Origin of the sequence: Pseudoxanthomonas beigongshangi (genome assembly GCF_016820515.1) — a bacterium.
In the GTDB taxonomy this organism is placed as follows: domain Bacteria; phylum Pseudomonadota; class Gammaproteobacteria; order Xanthomonadales; family Xanthomonadaceae; genus Pseudoxanthomonas_A; species Pseudoxanthomonas_A beigongshangi.
Genome location: NZ_JADHDV010000002.1, coordinates 99,151 through 122,269, shown reverse-complemented (window position 1 = coordinate 122,269; position 23,119 = coordinate 99,151). Strand labels below are relative to the sequence as shown.

Here is a 23,119-nt window from a genome sequence, read left to right as displayed (position 1 = left end):
CCGGGTCTTTTTCGACGGAAGCAATGCAAGACAAGAATCCGAAGCTGGCCCTGCAGATCGCCCGGACCATCGCCACCGAGATCGGCGCCCAGACCTCGCAGGCACAGGCCGCCATCGCGCTGCTCGACGAAGGCGCCACCGTCCCCTTCATCGCGCGCTACCGCAAGGAAGTCACCGGCGGGCTGGACGACACCCAACTGCGCAATCTGGAAACGCGCCTGACCTACTTGCGCGAGCTGGAGGATCGCCGCGCCGCGGTGCTGGCGAGCATCGAGGAGCAGGGCAAGCTGACCGACGAACTGCGCGCCGACATCGAAGCCGCCGACAGCAAGGCGCGGCTGGAGGATCTGTACCTGCCGTACAAGCCCAAGCGCCGCACCCGCGCCCAGATCGCGCGTGAGGCCGGGCTGGAGCCGTTGGCCGATGGCCTGCTGGCCGATCCCTCGCAGGTGCCGGAAGCCGTCGCCGCCGCCTACGTGGATGCGGAGAAGGGCGTGGCCGACGTCAAGGCGGCGCTGGAAGGCGCCCGCGCGATCCTGATGGAGCGCTGGGGCGAGAACGCCGCACTGGTCGGCGAACTGCGCGACTGGATGCACGAGGTCGGGGTGATCCGCGCGCGCGTGGCCGATGGCAAGGAAAACGAGGGCGCCAAGTACCGCGACTATTTCGACCACGCCGAATCGCTGGCGAAGATTCCCTCGCACCGGCTGCTGGCGCTGTTCCGCGCGCGCCGCGAGGAAATCCTGCTGCTGGATCTGGATCCCGGCAACGAAGCCGAAGCGGGTCACCTGCTGGCCGAGGGGCGGGTGGCCAAGCATGCCGGCGTCGCCGCGCAGGGCCGTCCGGCCGACAAGTGGCTGCTGGACGCGTGCCGGCTGACCTGGCGCGCCAAGCTGCACATGCACTTGCTGCTGGATCTGTTCAACCAGGCACGCGAGAAGGCCGAGGCCGAAGCCATCGCGGTGTTCGGTGACAACCTGAAGGATCTGCTGCTGGCCGCGCCGGCCGGTCCCAAGGCCGTGCTGGGCCTGGACCCGGGCCTGCGCACCGGCGTGAAGGTGGCGGTGGTGGATCGCACCGGCAAGCTGGTCGATACCGCCACCATCTATCCGCACGAACCCAAGCGCCAGTGGGATCAGTCGCTGCACGTGCTGCGCGCGCTGTGCATCAAGCACCAGGTGGAACTGATCTCGATCGGTAACGGCACCGCCAGCCGCGAGACCGACAAGCTGGCCGGCGATCTGATCAAGCTGGCCCCGGAACTGAAGATGCAGAAGATCGTGGTCAGCGAGGCCGGCGCGTCGGTGTATTCGGCTTCCGAGTTCGCTGCCCGCGAATTCCCCGGCCTGGACGTGAGCCTGCGCGGCGCGGTGTCGATCGCCCGTCGCCTGCAGGATCCGCTGGCCGAACTGGTGAAGATCGAGCCCAAGGCGATCGGCGTGGGCCAGTACCAGCACGACGTCGATCAGTTCCGGCTGGCACGCGCGCTGGATGCCAAGGTCGAGGACTGCGTGAACGCGGTCGGCGTGGACGTGAACACGGCCTCGGCGGCGCTGCTGACCCGCGTATCGGGCCTGTCCTCCAGCGTGGCCGACAACATCGTGGTCTACCGCGACGCCAACGGCGCGTTCAAGTCGCGCAAGGAATTGCTGAAGGTGCCGCGCCTGGGCGAGAAGACCTTCGAGCAGTGCGCCGGCTTCCTGCGCATCGCCGACGGCGACCAGCCATTGGACGCGTCCTCGGTGCATCCGGAAGCCTATCCGGTGGTCGAGCGCATCCTGGCCAAATGCGGCCGGAAGGTGAAGCAGATCATCGGAGACGCCGGCTTCCTGCGCGGCGTGCGCGCCGAGGAGTACACCGACGAGAAGTTCGGCGTGCCGACCGTGCGCGACATCCTCAAGGAACTGGAGAAGCCCGGTCGCGATCCGCGTCCCGAGTTCAAGGCCGCGCGCTTCGCCGACGGTGTCGAGGACATCAAGGACCTCAAGCCGGGCATGATCCTGGAAGGGGTGATCAGCAACGTGGCCGCGTTCGGCGCGTTCGTCGACATCGGCGTGCACCAGGACGGCCTGATCCATATCTCCGCGCTGGCCGATCGCTACGTCAAGGATCCGCGCGAAGTGGTCAAGGCCGGTGACATCGTCAAGGTGCGGGTGCTGGAAGTGGACATCCCGCGCAAGCGCATCGCGTTGACCCGGCGCCTGGACGACACGCCGCCGCCTGTGCGCGAGGAGCGTGGTGCGCAAGGTGCGCGTGGGAACAATGGAGGCGAAAGCGGTCCGCGCAACGGCCGCGATGGTGGCGGGCGCGGGCAGGGCGGTGCGCCTCGCACCTCGGCACCTCCCGCCGACAACGCGCTGGCCGCGGCTTTTGCGCGGGCGCGCGGGAAGGATTGATGCCTCGTGCTTGATGGAATTGCCGAAGGCGGGTGAGGGCAAACCGGCAGGGTGGCATCGCGCGAAGAGCGCCCCCATCCGGCGCTTCGCGCCACCTTCCCCCGCAAGCGGGGGAAGGGCATGTTGCGGATGTAACTGACGCTATCCGCTTGCGTCCGCAGCCAGATGGTCTTGCGATCCAGCATTGGATGATCCCTTCCCCCGCAAGCGGGGGAAGGGCGTGTTGCGGATATAACTGACGCGATCCGCTTGCGTCCGCGGTCAGATGGTCTTGNAGATGGTCTTGCGATCCAGCATTGGATGATCCCTTCCCCCGCAAGCGGGGGAAGGGCGTGTTGCGGATATAACTGACGCGATCCGCTTGCGTCCGCGGTCAGATGGTCTTGCGACCCAGCATTGGATGCTCCCTTCCCCCGCTTGCGAGGGAAGGGCATGTTGCGGATATGTAACTGACGCTATCCGCTTGCATCCGCGGTCAGATGGTCTTCCGACCCAGCATTGGATGCTCCCTTCCCCCGCTTGCGGGGGAAGGTGCCGAAGGCGGATGGGGGCAAACCGGCAGGGTGGCATCGCGCGAAGAGCGCCCCATCCGGCGCTTCGCGCCACCTTCCCTCGCAAGCGGGGGAAGGGCATGTTGCGGATATAACTGATGCTATCTGCTTGCGTCCGCAGCCAGATGGTCTTGCGACCCAGTATTGGATGATCCCTTCCCCCGCTTGCGGGGGAAGGTGCCGAAGGCGGATGGGGGCAAGCCGACAGAGCGGCATCGTGCGAAAGGCGTCCTCATCCTACGCTTCGCGCCACCTGCTCCCGCAAGCGGGAGCAGGGCGGTGCCATTCAAGGCCAGCGCATCTCGCCCTTGCTGACCTTGGCGCTCAGTTCCAGCGAGGAAACGCCGCCCAGTTGCGGGTAGCGTGTCTTCATCGCCGCGATCAGCGCGGCGGAATCCTTCGCCTTGGCCGTTTCCTCGTCGTAGGCGCGGATGTAGTCGGCGGTGAAGCGCACCGCGTCCAGGCCCTGCGGCGCGTTTGGTTCGAAGTGGCCCGGGATCACCGTCTCCGGCTTCAGCGCGGCAATCCGATCCAGCATGGCCAGCCAGTCGGCATGCGATTGCGGCGTCTGGGTATCGGCCATCCACACATGTTCACCGGCGATCACCGGGATGCCGCCAACCACCGCGCGGATCGAGGGAATCCAGACGACGCTGCGATCCGGCGTGGGCCCGTCCAGACCGATGATTTGCAGTTCCCGCCCTTCCAGGTCCAGGCGGTCGCCGGCCAGCGGCTCGGGCACGACGATCTGTTTCGGCGCGCCGGCGCCGAGAATCGGACCCCAGTGCGCCAGCTTGCCCGCGCTGGTTTCGCGGATGTGGGCGATGGTCTGCGGCGTGGCCAGGATCTTCGCGTCCGGGAAAGCGGCTTTCAATGTCTCCAGACCGAAGTAGAAATCCGGATCGCCATGGCTGATGTAGATCGTGGTCAGCCGCTTGCCGGATGCCTTGATCCGTTCGACCAGTTTCGCCGCGTCGGCGGTGGAGAACTGCGCGTCGATGAGCACGGCGTCTTCGCGGCCGGTGACCAGCACGGAGGACACCGCGAAGATGCCATCCGGGCCGGGGTTGTAGACCTCCAGCTTCAGCGGTTCGGCGACCGGTTCGGTCGCTTTGGGCGCTTCGACCACGGGCGTGTCGGCGCTCGATGGTGCCTGGCCACCGCAGGCGGCCAGCGACACGGTGAGCGCCAACGCGCCCACGGATTTCAGGACAAGGGGTTTCATGGACATCGTCTCCTGCTCGATGGACGCGTTCAATGGACGCGGGTGAGGGTGGATTCGCCGCTGAAGAAACTGCCGTCGGGACGGGTGATGTGGGTGTACACCCGTTCCCGCGCGAAGTCTTCCAGGTGCACGACCGTGGTCCGGTCCGCTTCCTGCCAGCGCACCAGGTACAGGCCTTCGCGGATCCGCCGGTGATCGAAACGGATGGTTTCCACCTGGCCCCGCGAGGGTGGCTGCAGCTTGGTGAAGGTCATGCTGTGGTCGGAGGTGAAGTCGATGTCGAAGGCGTTGCCGCTGCCGAAATCGACGCGATAGACATGGCCGGTCGCGGGAAAAACATCTGTATCGGCCACGCTGCTTCCGGCATGCGCCGGCAGGTTCTGGCAACCGCTCAGGGCGCCTGACAGCGCCAGCGCGAACAGGAAGATGCTTCGCATGGGAATGCTCCGGTTAGTCGGCGGAATCAGTAGGCCGCGGTGATGATCTGGCGCGGGTGGCGCGCCTGCTCGAGTTCGGCGACGAAAGCCTCGGCATAGTCGGCGTAGCTGATGGCGCTCTTGCCGTCGGCATCGGCCAGCAGCGCGCCGACCTGGGTGCGGAATTGCCCGCGCGCCTCGCCCGGGCCGATTTCCGCGGCCGGCGAGAAGAACGTCCAGGCCAGATCGTCGGCGGCCTGGTAACGCTTGAGCGCGTCCCGGTGCGCCAGTGCGACCGGCTTGTAGGCGGCTGGGAAATCCGGCACGTCGACCAGCTGCACGCCGGGCGCCACTTGCAGGCTGCCGGCACCGCCGACCACCACTACGCGCGGGATGCCGGCTTCGCGGGCGGCGGCGATCAGGGCATCGCTGACGTCGGCGAGGCTGGATTCGGCGCCGGGTTGCGGACCGTAGGCGCTGGCCAGCACGTCATGGCCACGCACGGCGGCGACCAGGGCGTCGGCATCGTCCAGCGGGGCGATGACGATGCGGGCGCCGTCCAGTTCCGGCGGCAGATCGGTGTCGCGGCGGACGATGGCGGTGACGTCATGGCCGCGGGCGATGGCCTGGGCCGCGATCTGGCGGCCGATTTTGCCGGTGGCGGCGGCGAGGGCGATTTTCATGGTGGACTCCGGATGAGGTGGGAAAGTGGAGTCACTGTAGTGGGCTGAAAGCGGACGAAAAACCGCGTATAAGGCACTTGTTTGTTGCATGAATCGAGCAAGTCATGGACCGGATGACCGCAATGGGGGTATTCGTCGAGGTCGCCGAGCGCGGCAGCCTGACCGCCGCCGCCGAGGCGCTGGACATGTCGCGGGCGATGGTCACCCGCTATCTGGCCGAACTGGAGGACTGGCTGGGCGTGCGCCTGTTCCATCGCACCACCCGCCGGATCAGCCTGACCACGCCGGGCGAGCAGGCGCTGGAGCGCTGCCGCAAGCTGCTGGAACTGGGGGCCGACCTGCAGGCGGCGGTCGCCAGCGACACCGACGCGCCGTTGCATGGGCAACTGCGGCTGACCTGCAGCACTTCGTTCGGACAGAGCCAATTGGCCGCGGCGGTGGTCGACTACGTCGGCCGGCATCCGGGCGTGCGCATCGACATGCTGCTGCTGGATCGCACGGTCAACCTGATCGAGGAGCGGGTGGATCTGGCCATCCGCATCAGCCACGAACTGGACCCGAACCTGATTGCCCGCCGGTTGACCACCTGCCGTTCGCTGCTGTGCGCATCGCCGGATTATCTGGCCCGGCGAGGCGCGCCGGTGCGCGCGGAGGATCTGGCCGCGCACGACTGCCTGACCCATCACTTCGTAGGCAAGAGCCTCTGGCACCTGCGCCGCGATGGCCGCGAGGTGGCGGTCGCGGTCGGCGGCGGCATCAGCGCCAACGAGGCCAGCGTGCTGCTGCAGGCGGTGCGCAACGGCGGCGGCATCGCCATGCTGCCGACCTACCAGGCGGCCGGCTACCTGGCGCGCGGCGAACTGGTCGCGGTGCTGCCGGACTACGACATTCCGCCGATGGGCATCTTCGGTGTCTACGCCACCCGCCGGCTGATGCCGCCGCTGGTGCGCTCGTTCCTGGACTTCCTGGCCGGGCGCTTCGGCGAGGAACCGGAGTGGGATCGGGATCTGTTCCCGGCGGGGCCCGGCTGAGGGAAGGCGGCGGGTCCAATTCAGGTTTTCACCATTGGCTTTCACCTGATTAGGTGAAAAGATTCTCGTGTGAGCCTGACCCTGACCCATCGCCAAGCCGCCGTCCTGGAAGCCGTGCGCCAGCACCTGGCCGAGACCGGCAGCGCGCCGACCCTGCAGGAAATCGGCGCCGCGGTCGGCATCGGCCATGTCAGCGCGGTGTTCAAGCACCTCGATGCGCTGGAGAAGAAGGGCTACCTGAGCCGCGATCCCAGCCGGCCGCGCGGCATCCGCCTGATCGAACCGCGACCGGATCGCGACGACGTGATCAGCCTGCCGCTGGTGGGGCGGGTCGCGGCCGGACAACCGATCCTCAACGATGGCGAGACCGAGGCATTCCTGCATGTGGACGCGGCGCTGTTCCGCATGCGTCCGGATTACCTGTTGCGCGTGCAGGGCGACTCGATGCGCGACGACGGCATCCTCGATGGCGATCTGGTCGGCGTGCGCATCACGCCCGACGCGCATCACGGACAGACGGTGGTGGCCCGGCTCGGCGACGCCGGCATCACCATCAAGCGGCTGCACCACACCGCCACCGAACTGCGGCTGCTGCCGCGCAGCGCCGGCCATGCACCGATCGATCCGGATCCCGACGAGGATTTCGCCATCGAGGGGCTGTACTGCGGTTTGATCCGGCGCGACTGATGGGCAGCGTCGTCGCCCTGGAATCCCTGCTGGCCGCGCAGACCCTGTGGCACGCGGGACGCAGCGCCGTCGTTCCGGCCGACAGCGAGAGCACCGGCCATGCCGCGCTGGATCGCCTGCTGCCGCAGGGCGGCTGGCCGCGCGGCGCGCTCACCGAACTGCTGCTGCCGGCCGATGGCGTGGGCGAGATCGAACTGCTGATGCCCACGCTGGCGCGGCTGACCCGCGCGGGGAACGAGGTGGTGCTGATCGCGCCTCCGTATCTGGCCTACGCGCCGGCCTGGCAGGCGGGCGGCGTGGAACTGGCGCACCTGCATCTGGTCGAGGCCGCGCCGCGCGATGCCTTGTGGGCCTTCGAGCAGTGCCTGCGCAGCGGTGCCTGCGCCGCGGTGCTCGGCTGGCCGGCGACCGCCGATGGACGCGCCTTGCGGCGCTTGCAGGTGGCGGCCGACAGTGGCGATTGCCTGGGTTTCGCGCTACGGGATCGCCGGCATGCGCTCAACGCCTCGCCGGCATCGCTGCGGCTGGAATACGCGCGCGAAAGAGGCGGCGCGGCCGGCGCCTGGCACGTGCGCAAATGCCGCGGCGGGCATCCACCCGCGCAGGCGTTCGCCTGGACCGGTTCGTGAGTCGCGCATGCTCTGGGCCTGCATCTTGCTGCCGCAGCTGGCGCTGGACGCCGTCCTTCGCCGTTGCCCCGATCCCGACGCGCCGCTGGCGCTGGTGACCGGACCGGCACAACTGCGCACGCTGCATGCCGTCAATGCCGCGGCCGCGCAGGCGGGCCTGCGGGCGGGCATGCGGCTGACCGCCGCTTACGCGCTGCTGCCGGATCTGGCGCTGGCCGAGTACGAACCGCAGGCCGAAGCGCGCTGGCACCGCTTCCTGGCCGCATGGGCCTATCGCCACAGCTCGCTGGTGAGCGCGCAATGGCCTGGCTGCCTGGTGCTGGAAGTGCGCGCCAGTTTCCGCCTGCTGGGCCCGTGGCCACGGTTCGAGGCACGCCTGCGCGAGGAACTGCACGCGCTCGGCTTCAGCCATCGCATCGCGCTGGCGCCGACGCCACGCGCGGCGCGCGTGTTCGCCGGCCTGCGCGACGGCCTGGCGATGATGCAGGCGCCGGGCATGAACGAGGTGCTGGATCGCGTGCCGATCCGGCGCGCCGTGCTGCCCGACGATGCCGGCGAGCGCCTGCACCGCATGGGCATCCGCGATCTGCGCACCCTGCGCGGCCTGCCGCGCGACAGCCTGCGCCGGCGCTTCGGCCTGGAAGTGCTGGAACATCTGGATCGCCTGTATGGCGAGGCCGACGATCCGCTGGTCCATTACGCGCCGCCGGATTATTTCGACGCGCGGGTGGAACTGGGCTACGAAGTGGAAAGCCACACCGCGCTGCTGTTCCCGCTGCGTCGCCTGATCGGCGATCTGTGCACTTACCTGTCGATCCGCGACGGTGGCGTGCAGCGGTTCCTGCTGCGGCTGGAACACGAGGAGGGCCACACCGACGTGGACGTCGGATTGCTGTCGGTCGAGCGCGAACCGGCGATGCTGTTCGAACTGACCCGCAACCGGCTCGAACGGGTGTCGATTCCCGCGCCGGTGGTGGCGGTGCGCCTGCTGGCGCGCGAGTTGCCGCCGTTCGTGCCGGCCGTCCGGGACCTGTTCGACCTGCGCGCGCAGCAGACGCTGCCCTGGCCGCAATTGCGCGAACGCCTGCGCGCGCGGCTGGGCGACGACGCGGTCCACCAGGTGACGCCCACCGGCGATCCGCGTCCGGAGCGGGCGTGGCGGCGACTGCGTGGCGGCGATCATGTGGACATCACGCCGGCGCCCGCGCGTCCGCCGCGCCCGGCCTGGCTGTTGCCGCAGCCGATACCGCTGCGGGATCCGCGTCCGCGCATCCTGTCCGGACCGGAGCGGCTGGAAAGTGGCTGGTGGGATGGTGAAGACGCCCGGCGCGACTACTACGTGCTGGAAACCTCGCAGGGCCAACGCGCCTGGGCGTTCGCGCCGCCGGGCGAGCGGGAACACTGGATGCTGCACGGGTGGTTCGCATGAGCCGCGAACAGGAACGCGATACCGACTCGCCCGGCGGCCGCCCGCCGCGCGCCTGGGAAGTCGCGCAGCGGCTGGGACTGGCGGCAGCCAACGACGACACCGTCGTCGCCGACGATCTGTCGGCCTATGCCGAACTGCATTGCCTGTCGGATTTCTCCTTCCTGCGCGGCGCGGCCAGCGCGGAGGAATTGTTCGCACGGGCCAAGCTTTGCGGCTACGAGGCGCTGGCGATCACCGACGAATGCTCGCTGGCGGGCATCGTGCGGGCGCTGGAAGCCTCGGAGGCCACCGATTTGAAACTGGTGGTGGGCAGCGAGTTCCGGTTGCTCGACGGCCTGCGGCTGGTGCTGCTGGTGGAAAACCATCGCGGCTACACGCAACTGTGCCGGCTGATCACCGTGGGCCGGCGCGCCACCACCAAGGGACGCTACCGGCTCACCCGTCAGGACGTGGAAAGCGTGCTGTGCGAAGAAGAGTGCAGCCTGTTCGCGCTGTGGCTGCCGGCGCGCGCGCCGGAACCGGAACAGGGAAGGTGGCTGCAACGGGTATTCGGCGAACGCGCGTTCCTGGCGGTGGAACTGCACCGCGACGAGGACGACGATGCCCGCCTGCAACAGCTGCTGGCATTGGCGGTGGAGCAGGGCATGACGCCGGTGGCCGCCGGCGACGTGCACATGGACGTGCGCCGCCGGCGCGTCCTGCAGGACACCATGACCGCGATCCGCCAGGGCCTGCCGCTGGGCGAATGCGGCGAGCATCTGTTCCGCAACGGCGAACGCCACCTGCGCACGCGGCGCGCGCTGGGCAACATCTATCCGGCGGCCTTGCTGGAGGCGGCGGTTCAACTGGCGCGGCGTTGCACCTTCCATCTGGACCAACTGGAATACCGCTATCCCGTTGAACTGGTGCCGGAAGGCCACACGCCGACCACCTGGCTGCGTGAACTGACCGAACGCGGCATGCATGAGCGCTGGCCAGGCGGCGTGCCCGACAAGGTCAGGCGGCAGATCGAGGGCGAACTGGCGCTCATCGAAAAGAAGAAATACGAAGCCTTCTTCCTGACCGTCGAGGACATTGTCCGTTTCGCCAAATCGCAGGACATCCTCTGCCAGGGACGCGGCTCCTCGGCCAATTCGGCGGTCTGCTTCGCGCTGGGCATCACCGTGGTCAATCCCGACGAGACCCGCCTGCTGATGGCGCGATTCCTGTCGGAGAACCGCGACGAGCCGCCGGACATCGACGTGGACTTCGAGCATGCGCGGCGCGAGGAGGTGCTCCAGTACGTCTACAACAAGTATGGTCGCGAGCGCGCGGCCATCGCCGCCACGGTGATCCGCTATCGCGGCAAAAGCGCGGTGCGCGATGTCGCCAAGGTGTTCGGCCTGCCGCCGGATCAGATTGCATTGCTGGCCGACTGCTACGGCTGGGGAAACGGCGAAACGCCGATGGAGCAGCGCCTGCGAGAGGCCGGTTTCGACCCGGACAATCCGCTGATCGCGCGGGTGCTGGCGGTGACCGCGATGCTGCGCGGGCATCCGCGCCATCTTTCCCAGCACGTCGGCGGATTCGTGATCAGCGACGCGCCGCTGTCCACGGTGGTGCCGGTGGAGAACGCGGCCATGGACGACCGCACCATCATCCAGTGGGACAAGGACGATCTGGAAACCATGAAGCTGCTCAAGGTCGACTGCCTGGCGCTGGGCATGCTGACCTGCATCCAGAAGGCGGTGAAACTGATCGAGGAACATCGTGGTCGCGTCATTGACTTGGCCCGGATACCTGGCGATGACGCCGGAACCTACGACCTCATCCAGGCCGCCGACACGGTTGGCGTTTTCCAGATCGAATCGCGCGCGCAGATGAGCATGCTGCCGCGGTTGAAGCCGAAGTGGTTCTACGATCTGGTGATCGAAGTCGCCATCGTTCGCCCGGGTCCGATTCAGGGTGGCATGGTGCATCCCTACCTGCGGCGACGGCAGGGTAAAGACCCGGTGGTCTATCCCTCCGAAGGCATCAAGGAAATTCTCAAAGATACCTTGGGCATTCCGTTGTTCCAGGAACAGGTCATGGAGCTGGTGATTCACGCCGGCTACACGGAAGCCGAAGCCGACGGGCTGCGCCGCTCGATGGCGGCCTGGGGGCGCGGCGGCGACATGGAGCCGCATCGGGCACGCATCCGCGAGCTGATGGAGGGCAAGAACTACTCCTCCGAATTCATCGACCAGATCTTCGAACAGATCAAGGGCTTCGGCTCCTATGGCTTCCCGCAGAGCCACGCGGCCTCGTTCGCCAAGCTGGTCTACATCAGCAGCTGGCTGAAGCGGCACGAGCCGGCCGCCTTCACCTGCGCGCTGCTCAACGCGCAACCGATGGGCTTCTATTCGCCCAGCCAGATCGTGCAGGACGCGCGGCGCGGGCGGGGCGGGCGCCTGCCGGTCGAGGTGCGGCCGGTCGACGTGCTGCACAGCGACTGGGACTGCACGCTGGAAGGCGGGCGTTTCCGCATGGGCGACGAGGATGACGCCGGCCAGCCGGCGATCCGGCTGGGCATGCGCCAGATCAGCGGATTGTCGGAGGCGATGGCGAATGCGATCGTCGCCGCCCGCACGCGCCAGCCGTTCCGCGACGTGCGCGATCTGTGCCTGCGCGCGCGGCTGGATGAAAAGGCCCGGCATGCGCTGGCCGAAGCCGGCGCGCTGGAAGCGCTGGCCGGAAACCGCTACGCCGCGCGCTGGGCGGTGGCCGGCATCGAGCGCCAGCGGCCGCTGCTGCCCGGCAGCCCGGACGAGGACGCCATCGCGCTGCCGGCGCCGCGCACCGGCGAGGACGTGCTGTCGGATTACCGCGCGCTGGGACTGACCCTGCGCACGCATCCGCTGGCGCTGCTGCGTCCACGGTTGCAGGGCGAGCGGGTACTGGATTCGCGCCAGTTGCAGGACATGCCGCACGGGCGTGGCGTGCATGCCGCCGGCATCGTCACCCAGCGGCAGCGGCCGGGCACCGCCAGCGGGGTCATCTTCGTGACCCTGGAAGACGAGCACGGCGTGGTCAACGTGGTGGTCTGGCCGCACCTGGCTGCGCGCCAGCGCAAGGCCCTGCTGGGCGCGCGCCTGCTGTCGGTGCGCGGACGCTGGGAGCACGTGGACGGCGTGCAGCACCTCATCGCCGCCCAGTTGCGCGACATGAGCGACTGGCTGGGCGACCTGGTCACCCCCTCGCGGGACTTCCACTGAGATGGATCTGTTTGCCTGCCCCATGCAGCAATTGGTCGACGATGCCCAGGGCGGCATCCGCTACTGGCCGGATTTCATCGACGAGGCACGGGCGTGGCGGTGGTTCCAGGCCCTGCAGGCGGGTGCCAACTGGACCCACCTGCAACGGCCCATGTACGAGAAGGTGGTGGACGTACCACGCCTGCTCGCCAGCTATGATCTCAACGCCTTGCCCGCGGACCTGCCGCTGGCCGAGATGCTGGCGCGGGTGCAGGCCGTGGTGCCCGCGCCCTACAGCCGGGTGGGCATGAACCTCTACCGCGACGGTCACGACAGCGTCGCCATGCACAGCGATAAGCTGCACATCCTGCGCGAAGGCCATCCGATCACCCTGGTCTCGCTGGGCGCGCCGCGCCGCATGCTGATCAAGCGCAAGGGCGAGGGGCACAAGGCCATCGCCATCGATCTGTTGCCGGGTAGCCTGCTCAGCATGAGCCACGCCTCCCAGCTCACCCACGAACACGGCATTCCCAAGACCCGCCGCCCGCAGGCGCCGCGCATCAGCGCGGTGTTCCGGGTCCGGCCCTAGTCCCTGCGGCGCCTTTCACCAGGGCCGGCATTGCCGGACAATCCGCCGGCATGAGCCGCCGACACGCCCGGATGCCATCCCGAAACTGGAAGCGGACCGCCGTGTACGGCGTGGCGCTGGCGCTGGCGGCGATCGGCCTGCAATGGCTGGATTACCAGCGGCTGGCGCGCACCCATTGGGATGACTTCTACATCGGCCTGATCGCGCTGGCCTTCCTCGCGCTGGGGGTGTTCGTCGGCGCCCGCCTGTTCGCTGGCCGCCATCGCCCGCCGGCCTTCGACGGCAACCCGCGGGCGCAGGACAGCCTGGGCATCAGCGATCGCGAACGGGCGGTGCTGCTGGAACTTGCGGCGGGACGCTCCAACAAGGAAATCGCCCGCGAGCTGCACATCGCGCCCAGCACGGTGAAGACCCACGTGGCCCGGCTGTACGAAAAGCTGGGTGCGCGCCGGCGTACCGAGGCGGTGCGGCGCGCGCGCGAACTGGGGCTGGTTCCCTGAACAGATGGATCGCATGCCATCCTTGGGCGGAAACGGGCCGAATCACCCGTTTGGCCGATTGCCGCACGCCGGGCCGGGCCGCCCAATGACGCCGCCATTCCCGACCCGAGAGGTGTCCCATGCTGCGCAGAATCCTGTCCTATGGCCTGCTCGCCGGCCTGATTGCCGGCGGCGTCCTGTCCCTCATCGTGCTGACCGTGCAGGACGCCATTCCGTCCGGCTACAGCATGGCGATCGGCTACCTGACCATGCTGGTGGCGCTGAGCCTGGTGTTCCTGGCCATCAAGCGCCACCGGGATCGCGAACTGGGTGGGGTGATCCGGTTCTGGCCGGCATTCGGCCTGGGCCTGGGCGTGAGCTTCATCGCCAGCCTGATCTACATGCTGTCCTGGGAGGCGGCGCTGGCGATCAGCGGCCTGGACTTCGCCGACACCTATGCCAGGGCGATGATCGAGGCGCAGAAGGCCAAGGGCGCCAGTCCCGAAGCACTGGCCAGACTGGCCGCCGACATGGAGACGTTCAAGGCGCAGTACGCCAATCCGCTGTTCCGGCTGCCGATGACGTTCATTGAAATTTTCCCGGTCGGCGTGCTGGTCTCGCTGATTTCGGCCGCCATCCTGCGCAACCCGCGCGTCCTGCCGGCGCGGCGGGGATGAGGCTCAGGCCTTGCGCAGGTAGCGCACCAGCAGTGCGGTGACCTCGTCGATGTAGGCGTCCGCGCGATCGCCGGACACCATTTCCGGGCGCAGCACCACCGCCGCGTGGGTCAGTGTTTCCACCGTGGACACGGCGATGAAGGTCGCCGTGTCCAGATCCTGCACGCGCAGTTCCTGCCGGTGGCTTTCCAGGTACAGGCGGATGAGCGCGTAGACCTCGCGATCGATGGCCTCGATGTTCTCCAGCAGTCCCACCCGCGGGGTCTGTTCGACCAGCACCCGGTGCAGGCGGGGATTGATGCGATGCGCGTCGATCATCACCCGCACCAGTTCGCGGGTGGCCAGATCCAATGGCTCATGCGCCACCCGGGCCAATGCGTCGCGGATGCGCTGCATCATTTCCTGCATGTGCTGGCCGATCACGCCTGCGACCAGCGCTTCTTTGCTCGGGTAGTACTGGTACAGCGAACCGATGCTCACGCCGGCCGCCTGGGCGATGCGATTGGTGCTGGCGCGGTCGTAGCCTTCCTTGACCAGAATGCGAGCGGTGGCTTCCAGCAGCGCGTCCACGGTGGCGCGGGAACGTTCCTGGCTGGCGGTTTTGCGTGGTTTCGTGGCGGGTTTGCGGGCCATGGCGGTCGACGGAAAAGCGAGTAGACAAGGCGAGCGATGACTCACATTCTATGCATGCTTTCATCAGGCGCACAAACCATGCTGACGTTTGATCCACAGGAACGCGTGGTCGGTTTCGACGATACCCGCCGCGCGTCCGATATCCCGCTGGCCAGGCTGAGCGAGGCGACATCCGAATGGATGGTGGCGTTGATCGATATCATTGATGAGCCGTCGGTGGACGCGCGGTTCTGGGAACGCCATCCCGGGGGCGACAAGATCCTCTACGTGCTGGAAGGCGGAATCGCGGTGACGCTGGCCCCGGAAGGCGGGGAAGAAACCACGGCCAGGGTGATCGCGCCCGACGCCTGCGTCATACCGAAAGACAACTGGCACCGCCTGCAGGTGCTGTCGCCGGGCCGGATGCTGTGCGTGACGCCGCGGGTGGGGACAGAGGATCGCAGGTACGAGTGAGGTGTCCTCCCGCGCTCAATCCGCTCCCGCCGCCTTCTCCAGGAATTCCGCCGAAGGCACGAAGAACAGCGCGCCGGTCACCGCGGTGCTGAAATCCAGCAGGCGATCGTAGTTGCCGGGCGGGTTGCCGATGAACATGTTCTCCAGCATCTTCTCGATGCGCGAGGGAGAGCAGGCGTAGCCGATGAAGTAGGTGCCGAATTCGCCCTTGGCGGCGTCGCCGAAGGACATGTTGTCGCGCAGGATTTCCAGTTCGCGGCCATCCTCGACCAGCGAGGTCAGCGCGTTGTGGGCGTAGCTGGGCTTGGTCGCGTCGTCCAGTTCGATGTTCGACTGCTTGCTGCGGCCGACGATTTTTTCCTGCTCGGCTTCGGGCACCGCGTTCCAGCCGCGCAGGTCATGCAGGTACTTCTGCACGATGACATAGCTGCCGCCGGCGAAGACGGGATCCTCGGCGCCGACCAGGGTGGCATCCAGCGCCGCCTGGCCGACCGGATTCTCGGTGCCATCGACGAAGCCGATCAGATCCCGGTTGTCGAAATAGGTGAAGCCGTGGACCTCGTCCGCGCCGGTCACCGCGTCGCCCAGCCGCCGCATGATGTGGGTGGCCAGTTCGAAGCACAGATCCTGGCGGGCGGCGCGGATGTGGAACAGCAGGTCGCCGGGCGTGGCGACGGCGTGGTGCCGGCCGTTGATCTCGCGGAACGGATGCAGTTCGCGCGGACGCGGCGCGCCGAACAGTCCGTCCCAGGCGTCCGAGCCGATTCCCAGCACGCATGACAGCGCCGCGTCGGGCACGCGCGAGCCGATGGCGCGTACCAGCCCGCCCAGATCGGCGCACAGGGCGCGGCAGGCCTGCGTCGGCGCGTCTCCGCGCGCCAGGGTGACGACCAGGAAAATCGCGGCGCGGGTCAGCGGCGCGGTGACGGGCTGGGCCAGGATGGGTTGCACGATATCTCCTGCGGAAAGAGAAGGAACAGGCTCACGGCGAGGCCACGAGGCGTTCGGGAAAGGTGTAGAGATTGCAGCCGTCGCCGCGCGCGAAACCGATCAGGCAGACGTTGGCCCCGCGTGCCAGTTCGATCGCCAGCGCCGTGGGCGCGGACACGGCGGCGATGAAGCCGATGCCGGCGCGGGCGGCCTTGGTCACCATCTCGTAGCTGGCGCGGCTGGAGATCACCAACATGCCGGTCGCCGGATCATCGCCGGCGCGCGTCATCGCGCCGATCAGCTTGTCCAGTGCATTGTGCCGGCCGACATCCTCGCGCACCCGCAGGATGTCGCCCCCGGCGCCGGCCCAGGCGGCGGCGTGGGTGGAGCCGGTGGCGGCGTTCATGGGCTGGTGCGCGTCGAGCGCCGCCAGTGCCCGCCGCAACGCCTCGACGGTGAAGCTGGGCGTGTGCGTGATCGGGGCGGCGGGACGCACCACATCCTCCAACTGGCGCGTTCCGCACAGGCCGCAGCCGCCACGGCCGGGCAGCCAGCGTGAATCGCCTTCGTCCAGGGTCGCGGCGGGCGCGCCGTCGGCGACGGTCATTGCCAGCTCGATGCCTTCCAGCTGCCAGTGCGTGCGGACGCCCAGCAGTTGTCCGGGCGCGGTAATCAGGCCCTCGCTCAGCGAGAACCCCAGCGCGAAATCGTCCAGATCGCAGGGCGACGCCATCATCACCGCGAACGGCCGGCCGTTGTAGCGCATGGCCACCGGCATTTCCTCGGCAAGCCGATCCAGCACCGCCTCGGTGGCATCGCCCTGGCGACGCAGGACATGCCGATCCACCCACCCGGAGGTGGCGGAAGGCGGGGCGTCACCGCGTTCGGGCATGGCGTTTCATTTCCGCTGGCTGGCAATTTCCATTTCGTTCGCCGGCCACCGGATGGAACAACCGGCCGCGGACGAACCGTCGCAGCGTAGCTCATCCGTTTCATCGCGGCGAGGTGGAGCGGGACGGCGTAAAGTGCTTAACTGGCCGCGACGGTTCGCATATGGAGGTATCGGGTCATGAGCGCGCAGAAACCTCCCCGCTACAAGCCCTACCACCAGCCGGCGGGCGGCTGGGGCGCGGCCGCCGCGACCGCCAAGGTGCTGCTGGAACAGAGCGTGGTCAGCAAGGGCTCGCGCGCGCTGCTGGCGATGAACCAGCCCGGCGGCTTCAAGTGCCCGAGTTGCGCGTTTCCGGACGCCGACTGCACCAAGAAGCTGGAGTTCTGCGAGAACGGCGTGAAGGCGCTGGCCTTCGAGGCGACCCAGGCGCGGGTGACCCGCGAGTTCTTCGCCCGGCACAGCGTGTCCGAATTGATGGAACAGTCGGACTACTGGCTGGAGATGCAGGGCCGGCTGACCGAGCCCATGCGCTACGACGCCGCCACGGATCACTACGTACCCTGCGACTGGGACACCGCCTTCGAGATCATCGGGCGCCATCTGCGGGGGCTGAAGAGCCCGCACGAAGCCGAGTTCTACACGTCAGGGCGCACGCCGAACGAGGCGGCGTTCCTGTACGCGATCTTCGTCCGCCAGTTTGGCACCAACAATTTTCCCGACTGTTCCAACATGTGCCACGAGCCGACCAGCCGCGGCTTGCCGCCGGCCATCGGGGTGGGCAAGGGCACGGTGGTGCTGGAGGATTTCGAGCACGCCGAGGCGATCTTCGTAATCGGCCAGAACACCGGCACCAACTCGCCGCGGATGATGACCCACCTGGTCGAGGCGCGGAAACGCGGCATTCCCATCGTCGCGGTCAACCCGATGCCCGAGCGCGCCCTGATCCGGTTCACCGAACCGCAGGACGTGGTGCAGATGGCGACGTTCGGATCGACGGAGATCTCCAGCGAGTTCGTGCATGTCCGCATCGGCGGCGACCTGGCGCTGCTCAAGGGCATGATGAAGGTGCTGTTCGAACGCGAGGCGGCGGGCGAGCCGGTGCTGGATCACGAGTTCCTGCGCGAGCACACGACGGGCCTGGAAGCGGTCCGCGAGGAAATCCTGTCCCTGGACTGGGCGGACATCGTGCGGGTGTCCGGCGTGGCGGAGGAACAGATTCGCCGTTGCGCGGAAATCTACATCCGCTCCAACGCCACCATCATCTGCTACGGCATGGGACTCACCCAGCACCAGCAAGGCTCGCGGCTGGTCCAGCAGGTCGCCAACCTGCTGTTCCTGCGCGGCAATTTCGGCCGGCCAGGCGCGGGGATTTCGCCGATTCGCGGCCACTCCAACGTGCAGGGCGATCGCACCGTCGGCATCGATGAGAAGCCATCGGCGGCGTATCTGGACCGGGTGGGCGAGGTGTTCGGTTTCGAACCGCCGCGTGCGCACGGTCACCACACCGTCGAGTCCATCGCCGCGATGATGGACGGTACCGCCAAGGTGTTCATCGGCCTGGGCGGCAACTTCGTGCGTGCCGTGCCCGACACCGAACAGGCGTATGCGGCCATGCGCAAGCTCGACCTCACCGTGGGCATCACCACCAAGTTGAACCGCGGTCATCTGGTGCACGGCAGGGAGGCGCTGATCCTGCCGGTGATCGCGCGCTCGGAACGCATCCAGACCGCCGCCGGCGAGCAGTTCGTCACCATCGAGGACTCGATGTCCAACGTCACCGCCTCGCGCGGGGTGCTGGAACCGGCCAGTCCGCAACTGTTGCCGGAGGTGGAGATCGTCTGCCGGATGGCGATGGCGACGCTGCCGGACAGCCGGATTCCCTGGGCCGACTACGCGGTGGATTACGATCTCGTCCGCGCGCGCATCGCCGATGTCTATCCGGCGTTGTATGCCGGGTTCGTCGAGCGCATCCGCGCCCCGAAGGGCTTCCATCTGGATGTCGCGCCACGCCGGCGGGTCTGGCTCACGCCCAATGGCAAGGCCAACTTCCTGCCGCTGCCGGGGCTGGAAGTGAATGATCCGGTCGCGGATCCGTCGATGCTGCGATTGGCCACCGTGCGTTCGCACGATCAGTTCAACACCACCATCTACAGCTACAACGATCGCTACCGCGGCGTGTACAACGATCGCATGGTCCTGTTCATGAACGAGGAGGATCGCCGCGAGCGCGGGCTGCGGCCGGAACAGCAGGTCGCGCTGGAAACCTTCAGCACCGATGGCCGGCAGCGCCGCGTCGAGGGGCTGACGGTGCTCGACTATCCGATGCCGCGCGGCTCGGTGGCCGGCTACTACCCGGAACTGAATCCGTTGCTGCCGCTGGATTATCACGACCGCATCAGCGGCACGCCGGCGGCCAAGTCGATACCGGTGCGCGTGATCGCGATGGATGCGCCGGCGCCGGCGGCGGCGCAAGCGGAGGCTGGCGCGTGAGCAATCCCTACGAGATCCTGGGCGTCCCGGCGAGCGCTTCGGCCGACGAGATCAAGAAGGCCTACCGGCGACTGGCGCGCAAGCTGCACCCGGACCTCAATCCCGGCGACAAGGCGGCCGAGGAGCGCTTCAAGGACGTCGCCGTCGCCTACCGCCTGCTCGGGGACGCGGAGCAGCGCAAGCGCTACGACGCCGGCGAGATCGACGAAACCGGCGCCGAACGGCCGCAGCATCGCTACTATCGCGACTATGCCGGCGCCGATCACGGCCATGCCTACGGCAACGACACCGACCATGCCGCCTACGCGGATTTCGCCGAAGGCGATGACCCGTTCGCCGAACTGCTCCGGCGCAGCGCGCAGGCGCGCGCGCACCGGCGCGGACAGGACATGCACTACCGCCTGCCGATCAGCCTGGCCGACGCCATCAATGGCACCCGGACCCGGCTGACGCTGCCCACCGGCGATACCCTGGACGTCACCGTGCCGGCCGGGATCGTATCGGGGCAGACTTTGCGGTTGCGCGGCAAGGGCGCGCCCGGCGGCGAGCATGGCCAGCCGGGCGACGCGCTGATCGAACTGGACGTGATGCCGGATCCCCGTTTCAGCCAGGACGGCGAGGATCTTGGCCTGGAAGTGCCCATCTCGTTGCGCGAAGCGGTGCTGGGCGGGCCGATTCGCGTGCCCACTCCCACCGGACACGTGGACCTGAACGTGCCGCCGGGCTCCGACGGCAGCAGCCGGCTGCGGGTGAAGGGCCACGGCATGCCGCGCCGGGGCGGCGGGCGAGGCGACGAGTACGTCCGCCTGCGCATCGTGCTGCCCAAGGGCGGCGATCCCGAACTGAAGGACTTCGTCTCCGGATGGCACGCAGGGCAGGGCCATCATCCCCGCGAGGAACCGCAGGCATGAACATCGATCTGGAAGAATTCCTGAGCCAATCCGGCATCCGCCGCGAAACGCTGACCGTGTGGATCGAGAGGGCCTGGATCACGCCCGCGCGAACCGCCAGCCGCGTCGAACTGACCGAAATCGACGTCGCCCGCGCCTATCTGGTACGCGACCTTTCCGACGATCTGGGCGTGAACGAGGAAGGCATCGACGTGGCCCTGCATCTCATCGACCAGATCCACGGGCTGCGCCGCCTCCTCGCGCAACTGCGCGGGGAGATCAAGGGCGAGTAGGGAAGGTCCGTACATCTGCGCGAATGGACTTACTGCGGACATGGGGACATGGCGCGTCGCGGCTCCGCCTCCGCATGCTGATCAGCACTCCGTCCAATCCCGCATGCCCGCTTTGCCTCCCCCTTCGAAGAAGGGGGACCGAGGGGGATTGGCTCTTCGCGGCAGGGCCCAATACCGATGAACCGCATGCCCGATCCCCAGGGCCCGGTGTGAACCCACCCCACGAACCACAGGAACATCATGTCCACTCGCGAAGAACTCCTGGCACACCTCTGGGCCGAGGTAATCAACATCCAGCTCAGGCCGGATGGTTTGGCCCAGGTGATCGCCCATGCCAAACAGCGACCGGATGATCCGCTGGCCGACAGCGGACCGGCCCTCGAGCGGCTGCTTGCTCTCGGAGCCGATCCCCGGGACATCTGCCTGCTGATGCGGAACACGGCCTACGAGGCGGTGTTTTCGACGCTCTACGCCATCGGCGATCCCGGCGTCGACGGCAACGACGTCTTCATGCTGCACGAGGATCTGCTGTCGGCCGATCCCAGTGGCATGGAGGGAAGACCTGGCTCCACGTCTTGGCCTGCCTGACTGGCAAGGGAAGGCGTGGTTCATCTATGAACAGGCCACTTATCGGCGCTCCCGCGCTCAGGTAGGCTCAGCCGCTCACCCGCGGATGGCGATGAAATGACGCAGCCGAACCTGGAACGAACTTCTTCCCGTGTGTGGCCGGCGCTTGCACGAAACACGGCATGGGCCCTGGCGTGGTTGATGGTCTCACTCGCGGCCTTCGAGTTTCTCTCCATCGCCTACCAGAAGTACACCCAACTGAATGCCGGCAGCTACGGCATGTTCTGGACCCGGCGCGAGTGGCTGTGGACGCATATCGGTGGTGGCGCGCTGACGGTCCTGCTGGGCGCACTGCAGTTCCTGCCGCAACTTCGCCGCACCTGGCCGCGGGTGCATCGCTGGATCGGCCGGACCTTCCTGCTGGGCATGCTGGTCGCCTGCGTGGGCGCGGTGGGACTGATCCTGACCAGCCCTGCGCCGGCCGCGATACGCACCGCATTCGGCGCCACCGCGCTGGCCTGGCTGGTCACCGCCTTCCTGGGCTATCGCGCCATCCGCCGTGGACAGGTGGACGTGCACCGGCGATGGATGATCGGCTGCTACCTGGTGACGCTGGCGCCGATCACCTTCCGGGCGCTGGTCCGGATTCCCGGCATGATGGAACTCGCTTCGCCGATGGTGATGATCCCGACGCTGCTGTGGTTGAGCTGGGCCGCGCCGTTGCTGGTGTACGGAGCGGGCGTGTCCTTGATGCGCGGGATGCAGGCGCCGCGCGGGTTTCCCGGACGCACGCTCCGCAGCAGCCCGGAAGTCGAATCCGCATGATTGCAATCCGGCTTTGGCCCGTGTCCTTCGAGCGCCGGACATGAGCGGAATGCTTCCCCCACAGCACCAGGCGTTTGTCGAAAGGGTACGGGCCGGGGTTTCCCGCGATCCGCGGCTGAAGGCCCTGCTTGCGGGCGGTTCCTATGTCCACGGCGGCTTCGACCGCTATTCGGATCTGGATTTCGTGGTGGTCGTGGAGTCTGGCGGGTATTCCGAGGTCATGGCCACGCGCAGGCAGTTCGCGGAAGGCCTGGGCGACCTGCTGTCAGCTTTCAGTGGAGAGCATGTCGGCGAACCGAGGTTGCTCATCTGTCTTTACGGTCCTCCCTTGCTCCATGTGGATCTCAAATTCATCGTTGCGGAAGATCTGGGCCGGCTCGTAGAACGACCCTCGGTGCTGTTCGCCCGCGACGCCGCCGATATTGAAGGCCGACTCGACGCGGCGGTCATCCATTGGCCGGAGCGCTCCCCGGAATGGTTCGAACAGCGGGCCTGGATCTGGCTGCATTACGGCGCGGCCAAGCTGGGGCGCGGTGAACTGTTCGAGGCCATGGGGATGCTCGCCTTTTTCCGCGATCAGGTATTGGGGCCGATGCTTCATCGCAGGGCCGGGCGCGCGCAGCGGGGCCTGCGGCGAATGGAGACGTGGGATGATGCGGCGATCCAACTGCTGGCACGTACAGTGGCCGTGCATGACGCCGGTTCGGTTCGCGATGCCCTGTCCGCTGCGGCAGAAATCTACCTGGACCTTCGCGACGACGAGCCGCCGGGCGAGGTGACAAGCGGGATGCCCGAACTGCTGTTGGCCTATCTTGAGGGTGGCACCGGCGCATCAAGCCAGGTGCATGCCGGCGGATGAACATATCGATGGGTAAACAAGCCAGGCCCTGGCCTGCCGAATCACTCGCGTCGACCGCCGAACGCATTCTGTTCACTCCATCGGGCTAGCTTGGGACACCTCTCTCCAGGAGGTGTCCGCCATGAGCAAGAAGCAAACCCCCTCCAAGCGGTCGGCTACGGGGAAGAAAGCCCGCCCCCGTACCGATTCCGGCCCGGCCGAGGGACGGTCCGGGGGGCTGGGCGTGCCGCAGGCCGAGGTCGCCCGCCTGGCCGAAGCATGGTCAAGCGAGCGCGAGTACAAC

Annotated in this window: 22 protein-coding genes; 16 read left to right on the top strand and 6 right to left on the bottom strand. The window is 67.7% G+C overall.

Annotation, left to right across the window (positions count from 1 at the left end):
- The first annotated feature begins 23 nt into the window (after positions 1–23).
- Positions 24–2,396, top strand: coding sequence for a Tex family protein (locus IQ458_RS02055; protein ID WP_203321749.1), 2,373 nt, complete (start codon positions 24–26; stop codon positions 2,394–2,396).
- An 837-nt stretch (positions 2,397–3,233) separates the two neighbouring features.
- Here the strand turns inward: IQ458_RS02055 and IQ458_RS02050 are convergent.
- The 3 genes from IQ458_RS02050 to IQ458_RS02040 are packed head-to-tail and all read right to left on the bottom strand — an operon-like array spanning position 3,234 to position 5,271.
- Positions 3,234–4,172, bottom strand: coding sequence for an MBL fold metallo-hydrolase (locus IQ458_RS02050; RefSeq protein ID WP_203321748.1), 939 nt, complete (start codon positions 4,170–4,172; stop codon positions 3,234–3,236).
- 29 nt (positions 4,173–4,201) lie between these two features.
- Positions 4,202–4,609, bottom strand: a complete 408-nt coding sequence (locus IQ458_RS02045; RefSeq protein WP_192197761.1) for a MoaF-related domain-containing protein — start codon at positions 4,607–4,609, stop codon at positions 4,202–4,204.
- A gap of 26 nt (positions 4,610–4,635) precedes the next feature.
- The gene (locus IQ458_RS02040; protein ID WP_192197762.1) at positions 4,636–5,271 is read right to left on the bottom strand and encodes an NAD(P)-dependent oxidoreductase; all 636 of its coding nucleotides are present in this window, start codon (positions 5,269–5,271) and stop codon (positions 4,636–4,638) included.
- Positions 5,272–5,375: 104 nt separating this feature from the next.
- On the opposite strand from IQ458_RS02040, the gene IQ458_RS02035 reads away from it, so the two are divergent.
- From IQ458_RS02035 to IQ458_RS02000, 8 genes are all read left to right on the top strand, one after another.
- Positions 5,376–6,302, top strand: a complete 927-nt coding sequence (locus IQ458_RS02035) for a LysR family transcriptional regulator (protein WP_183641640.1) — start codon at positions 5,376–5,378, stop codon at positions 6,300–6,302.
- A 69-nt stretch (positions 6,303–6,371) separates the two neighbouring features.
- A complete protein-coding gene (lexA, locus tag IQ458_RS02030) occupies positions 6,372–6,989 on the top strand; it encodes a transcriptional repressor LexA (RefSeq protein WP_183641638.1) in 618 nt (205 codons plus the stop codon).
- Positions 6,965–7,618 carry a translesion DNA synthesis-associated protein ImuA gene (gene imuA, locus IQ458_RS02025; protein WP_203321830.1) on the top strand — a complete coding sequence of 218 codons (654 nt, stop codon included), beginning with the start codon at positions 6,965–6,967 and terminating at the stop codon, positions 7,616–7,618. The genes lexA and imuA overlap by 25 nt, the downstream gene beginning before the upstream one ends.
- A 7-nt stretch (positions 7,619–7,625) precedes the next feature.
- On the top strand, positions 7,626–9,047 hold the full coding sequence (locus tag IQ458_RS02020; protein WP_203321747.1) for a Y-family DNA polymerase: 1,422 nt from the start codon (positions 7,626–7,628) through the stop codon (positions 9,045–9,047).
- Positions 9,044–12,280: an error-prone DNA polymerase gene (locus tag IQ458_RS02015; protein WP_203321746.1), complete on the top strand. Its 3,237-nt coding sequence runs from the start codon at positions 9,044–9,046 to the stop codon at positions 12,278–12,280. The genes IQ458_RS02020 and IQ458_RS02015 overlap by 4 nt, the downstream gene beginning before the upstream one ends.
- Before the next feature lies 1 nt (position 12,281).
- Entirely contained in the window at positions 12,282–12,848 is a 567-nt protein-coding gene (locus tag IQ458_RS02010; protein WP_203321745.1) for an alpha-ketoglutarate-dependent dioxygenase AlkB, read from the top strand.
- 50 nt (positions 12,849–12,898) lie between these two features.
- Positions 12,899–13,348 (top strand): helix-turn-helix transcriptional regulator, encoded by a 450-nt coding sequence (locus tag IQ458_RS19835; RefSeq protein WP_203321744.1) that lies wholly within the window; start codon positions 12,899–12,901, stop codon positions 13,346–13,348.
- 119 nt (positions 13,349–13,467) lie between these two features.
- Positions 13,468–14,004: a DUF4199 domain-containing protein gene (locus IQ458_RS02000; protein WP_192197767.1), complete on the top strand. Its 537-nt coding sequence runs from the start codon at positions 13,468–13,470 to the stop codon at positions 14,002–14,004.
- Between the two features lie 3 nt (positions 14,005–14,007).
- Here IQ458_RS02000 and IQ458_RS01995 read toward each other — a convergent pair whose 3' ends face one another.
- On the bottom strand, positions 14,008–14,637 hold the full coding sequence (locus IQ458_RS01995) for a TetR/AcrR family transcriptional regulator (RefSeq protein ID WP_203321743.1): 630 nt from the start codon (positions 14,635–14,637) through the stop codon (positions 14,008–14,010).
- Between the two features lie 78 nt (positions 14,638–14,715).
- Here IQ458_RS01995 and IQ458_RS01990 point away from each other — a divergent pair, with 78 nt between their 5' ends.
- Positions 14,716–15,090: a cupin domain-containing protein gene (locus IQ458_RS01990; RefSeq protein ID WP_192197769.1), complete on the top strand. Its 375-nt coding sequence runs from the start codon at positions 14,716–14,718 to the stop codon at positions 15,088–15,090.
- A 15-nt stretch (positions 15,091–15,105) separates the two neighbouring features.
- Here IQ458_RS01990 and IQ458_RS01985 read toward each other — a convergent pair whose 3' ends face one another.
- On the bottom strand, positions 15,106–16,041 hold the full coding sequence (locus tag IQ458_RS01985) for a Dyp-type peroxidase (RefSeq protein WP_203321742.1): 936 nt from the start codon (positions 16,039–16,041) through the stop codon (positions 15,106–15,108).
- A gap of 31 nt (positions 16,042–16,072) precedes the next feature.
- Positions 16,073–16,912, bottom strand: a complete 840-nt coding sequence (fdhD, locus tag IQ458_RS01980) for a formate dehydrogenase accessory sulfurtransferase FdhD (protein WP_203321741.1) — start codon at positions 16,910–16,912, stop codon at positions 16,073–16,075.
- 177 nt (positions 16,913–17,089) lie between these two features.
- On the opposite strand from fdhD, the gene IQ458_RS01975 reads away from it, so the two are divergent.
- The 6 genes from IQ458_RS01975 to IQ458_RS01950 all read left to right on the top strand — a co-directional run bounded on the left by IQ458_RS01975 (position 17,090) and on the right by IQ458_RS01950 (position 22,836).
- Complete coding sequence (locus IQ458_RS01975) at positions 17,090–19,402, top strand: FdhF/YdeP family oxidoreductase (protein WP_203321740.1); 2,313 nt, start codon at positions 17,090–17,092, stop codon at positions 19,400–19,402.
- A complete protein-coding gene (locus IQ458_RS19830; protein ID WP_203321739.1) occupies positions 19,399–20,313 on the top strand; it encodes a DnaJ C-terminal domain-containing protein in 915 nt (304 codons plus the stop codon). Before IQ458_RS01975 ends, IQ458_RS19830 begins: the two co-directional genes overlap by 4 nt.
- A complete protein-coding gene (locus IQ458_RS01965) occupies positions 20,310–20,585 on the top strand; it encodes a chaperone modulator CbpM (protein WP_203321738.1) in 276 nt (91 codons plus the stop codon). The genes IQ458_RS19830 and IQ458_RS01965 overlap by 4 nt, the downstream gene beginning before the upstream one ends.
- Positions 20,586–20,825: 240 nt before the next feature.
- Positions 20,826–21,173, top strand: coding sequence for a hypothetical protein (locus tag IQ458_RS01960; RefSeq protein ID WP_192197771.1), 348 nt, complete (start codon positions 20,826–20,828; stop codon positions 21,171–21,173).
- A gap of 180 nt (positions 21,174–21,353) precedes the next feature.
- Positions 21,354–21,977, top strand: coding sequence for a DUF2306 domain-containing protein (locus IQ458_RS01955; RefSeq protein ID WP_235996583.1), 624 nt, complete (start codon positions 21,354–21,356; stop codon positions 21,975–21,977).
- Positions 21,978–22,017: 40 nt separating this feature from the next.
- Positions 22,018–22,836 carry a nucleotidyltransferase domain-containing protein gene (locus tag IQ458_RS01950; protein WP_203321737.1) on the top strand — a complete coding sequence of 273 codons (819 nt, stop codon included), beginning with the start codon at positions 22,018–22,020 and terminating at the stop codon, positions 22,834–22,836.
- The last annotated feature ends 283 nt before the right edge of the window (positions 22,837–23,119 follow it).

Excerpts from the sequence above, each read along its gene's own strand:
- IQ458_RS02015 (WP_203321746.1), top strand. The coding sequence starts at position 9,044 with ATGAGCCGCGAACAGGAACGCGATACCGACTCGCCCGGCGGCCGCCCG.
- IQ458_RS02035 (WP_183641640.1), top strand. The coding sequence starts at position 5,376 with ATGGACCGGATGACCGCAATGGGGGTATTCGTCGAGGTCGCCGAGCGC.
- IQ458_RS01975 (WP_203321740.1), top strand. The coding sequence starts at position 17,090 with ATGAGCGCGCAGAAACCTCCCCGCTACAAGCCCTACCACCAGCCGGCG.
- IQ458_RS02000 (WP_192197767.1), top strand. The coding sequence starts at position 13,468 with ATGCTGCGCAGAATCCTGTCCTATGGCCTGCTCGCCGGCCTGATTGCC.
- IQ458_RS01990 (WP_192197769.1), top strand. The coding sequence starts at position 14,716 with ATGCTGACGTTTGATCCACAGGAACGCGTGGTCGGTTTCGACGATACC.
- IQ458_RS02050 (WP_203321748.1), bottom strand. The coding sequence starts at position 4,172 with ATGAAACCCCTTGTCCTGAAATCCGTGGGCGCGTTGGCGCTCACCGTG.
- IQ458_RS01950 (WP_203321737.1), top strand. The coding sequence starts at position 22,018 with ATGAGCGGAATGCTTCCCCCACAGCACCAGGCGTTTGTCGAAAGGGTA.
- IQ458_RS01965 (WP_203321738.1), top strand. The coding sequence starts at position 20,310 with ATGAACATCGATCTGGAAGAATTCCTGAGCCAATCCGGCATCCGCCGC.
- IQ458_RS01955 (WP_235996583.1), top strand. The coding sequence starts at position 21,354 with ATGGTCTCACTCGCGGCCTTCGAGTTTCTCTCCATCGCCTACCAGAAG.
- IQ458_RS02055 (WP_203321749.1), top strand. The coding sequence starts at position 24 with ATGCAAGACAAGAATCCGAAGCTGGCCCTGCAGATCGCCCGGACCATC.
- IQ458_RS02010 (WP_203321745.1), top strand. The coding sequence starts at position 12,282 with ATGGATCTGTTTGCCTGCCCCATGCAGCAATTGGTCGACGATGCCCAG.
- IQ458_RS01960 (WP_192197771.1), top strand. The coding sequence starts at position 20,826 with ATGTCCACTCGCGAAGAACTCCTGGCACACCTCTGGGCCGAGGTAATC.
- fdhD (WP_203321741.1), bottom strand. The coding sequence starts at position 16,912 with ATGCCCGAACGCGGTGACGCCCCGCCTTCCGCCACCTCCGGGTGGGTG.
- IQ458_RS02045 (WP_192197761.1), bottom strand. The coding sequence starts at position 4,609 with ATGCGAAGCATCTTCCTGTTCGCGCTGGCGCTGTCAGGCGCCCTGAGC.
- IQ458_RS19835 (WP_203321744.1), top strand. The coding sequence starts at position 12,899 with ATGAGCCGCCGACACGCCCGGATGCCATCCCGAAACTGGAAGCGGACC.
- IQ458_RS02020 (WP_203321747.1), top strand. The coding sequence starts at position 7,626 with ATGCTCTGGGCCTGCATCTTGCTGCCGCAGCTGGCGCTGGACGCCGTC.
- IQ458_RS02040 (WP_192197762.1), bottom strand. The coding sequence starts at position 5,271 with ATGAAAATCGCCCTCGCCGCCGCCACCGGCAAAATCGGCCGCCAGATC.
- IQ458_RS01995 (WP_203321743.1), bottom strand. The coding sequence starts at position 14,637 with ATGGCCCGCAAACCCGCCACGAAACCACGCAAAACCGCCAGCCAGGAA.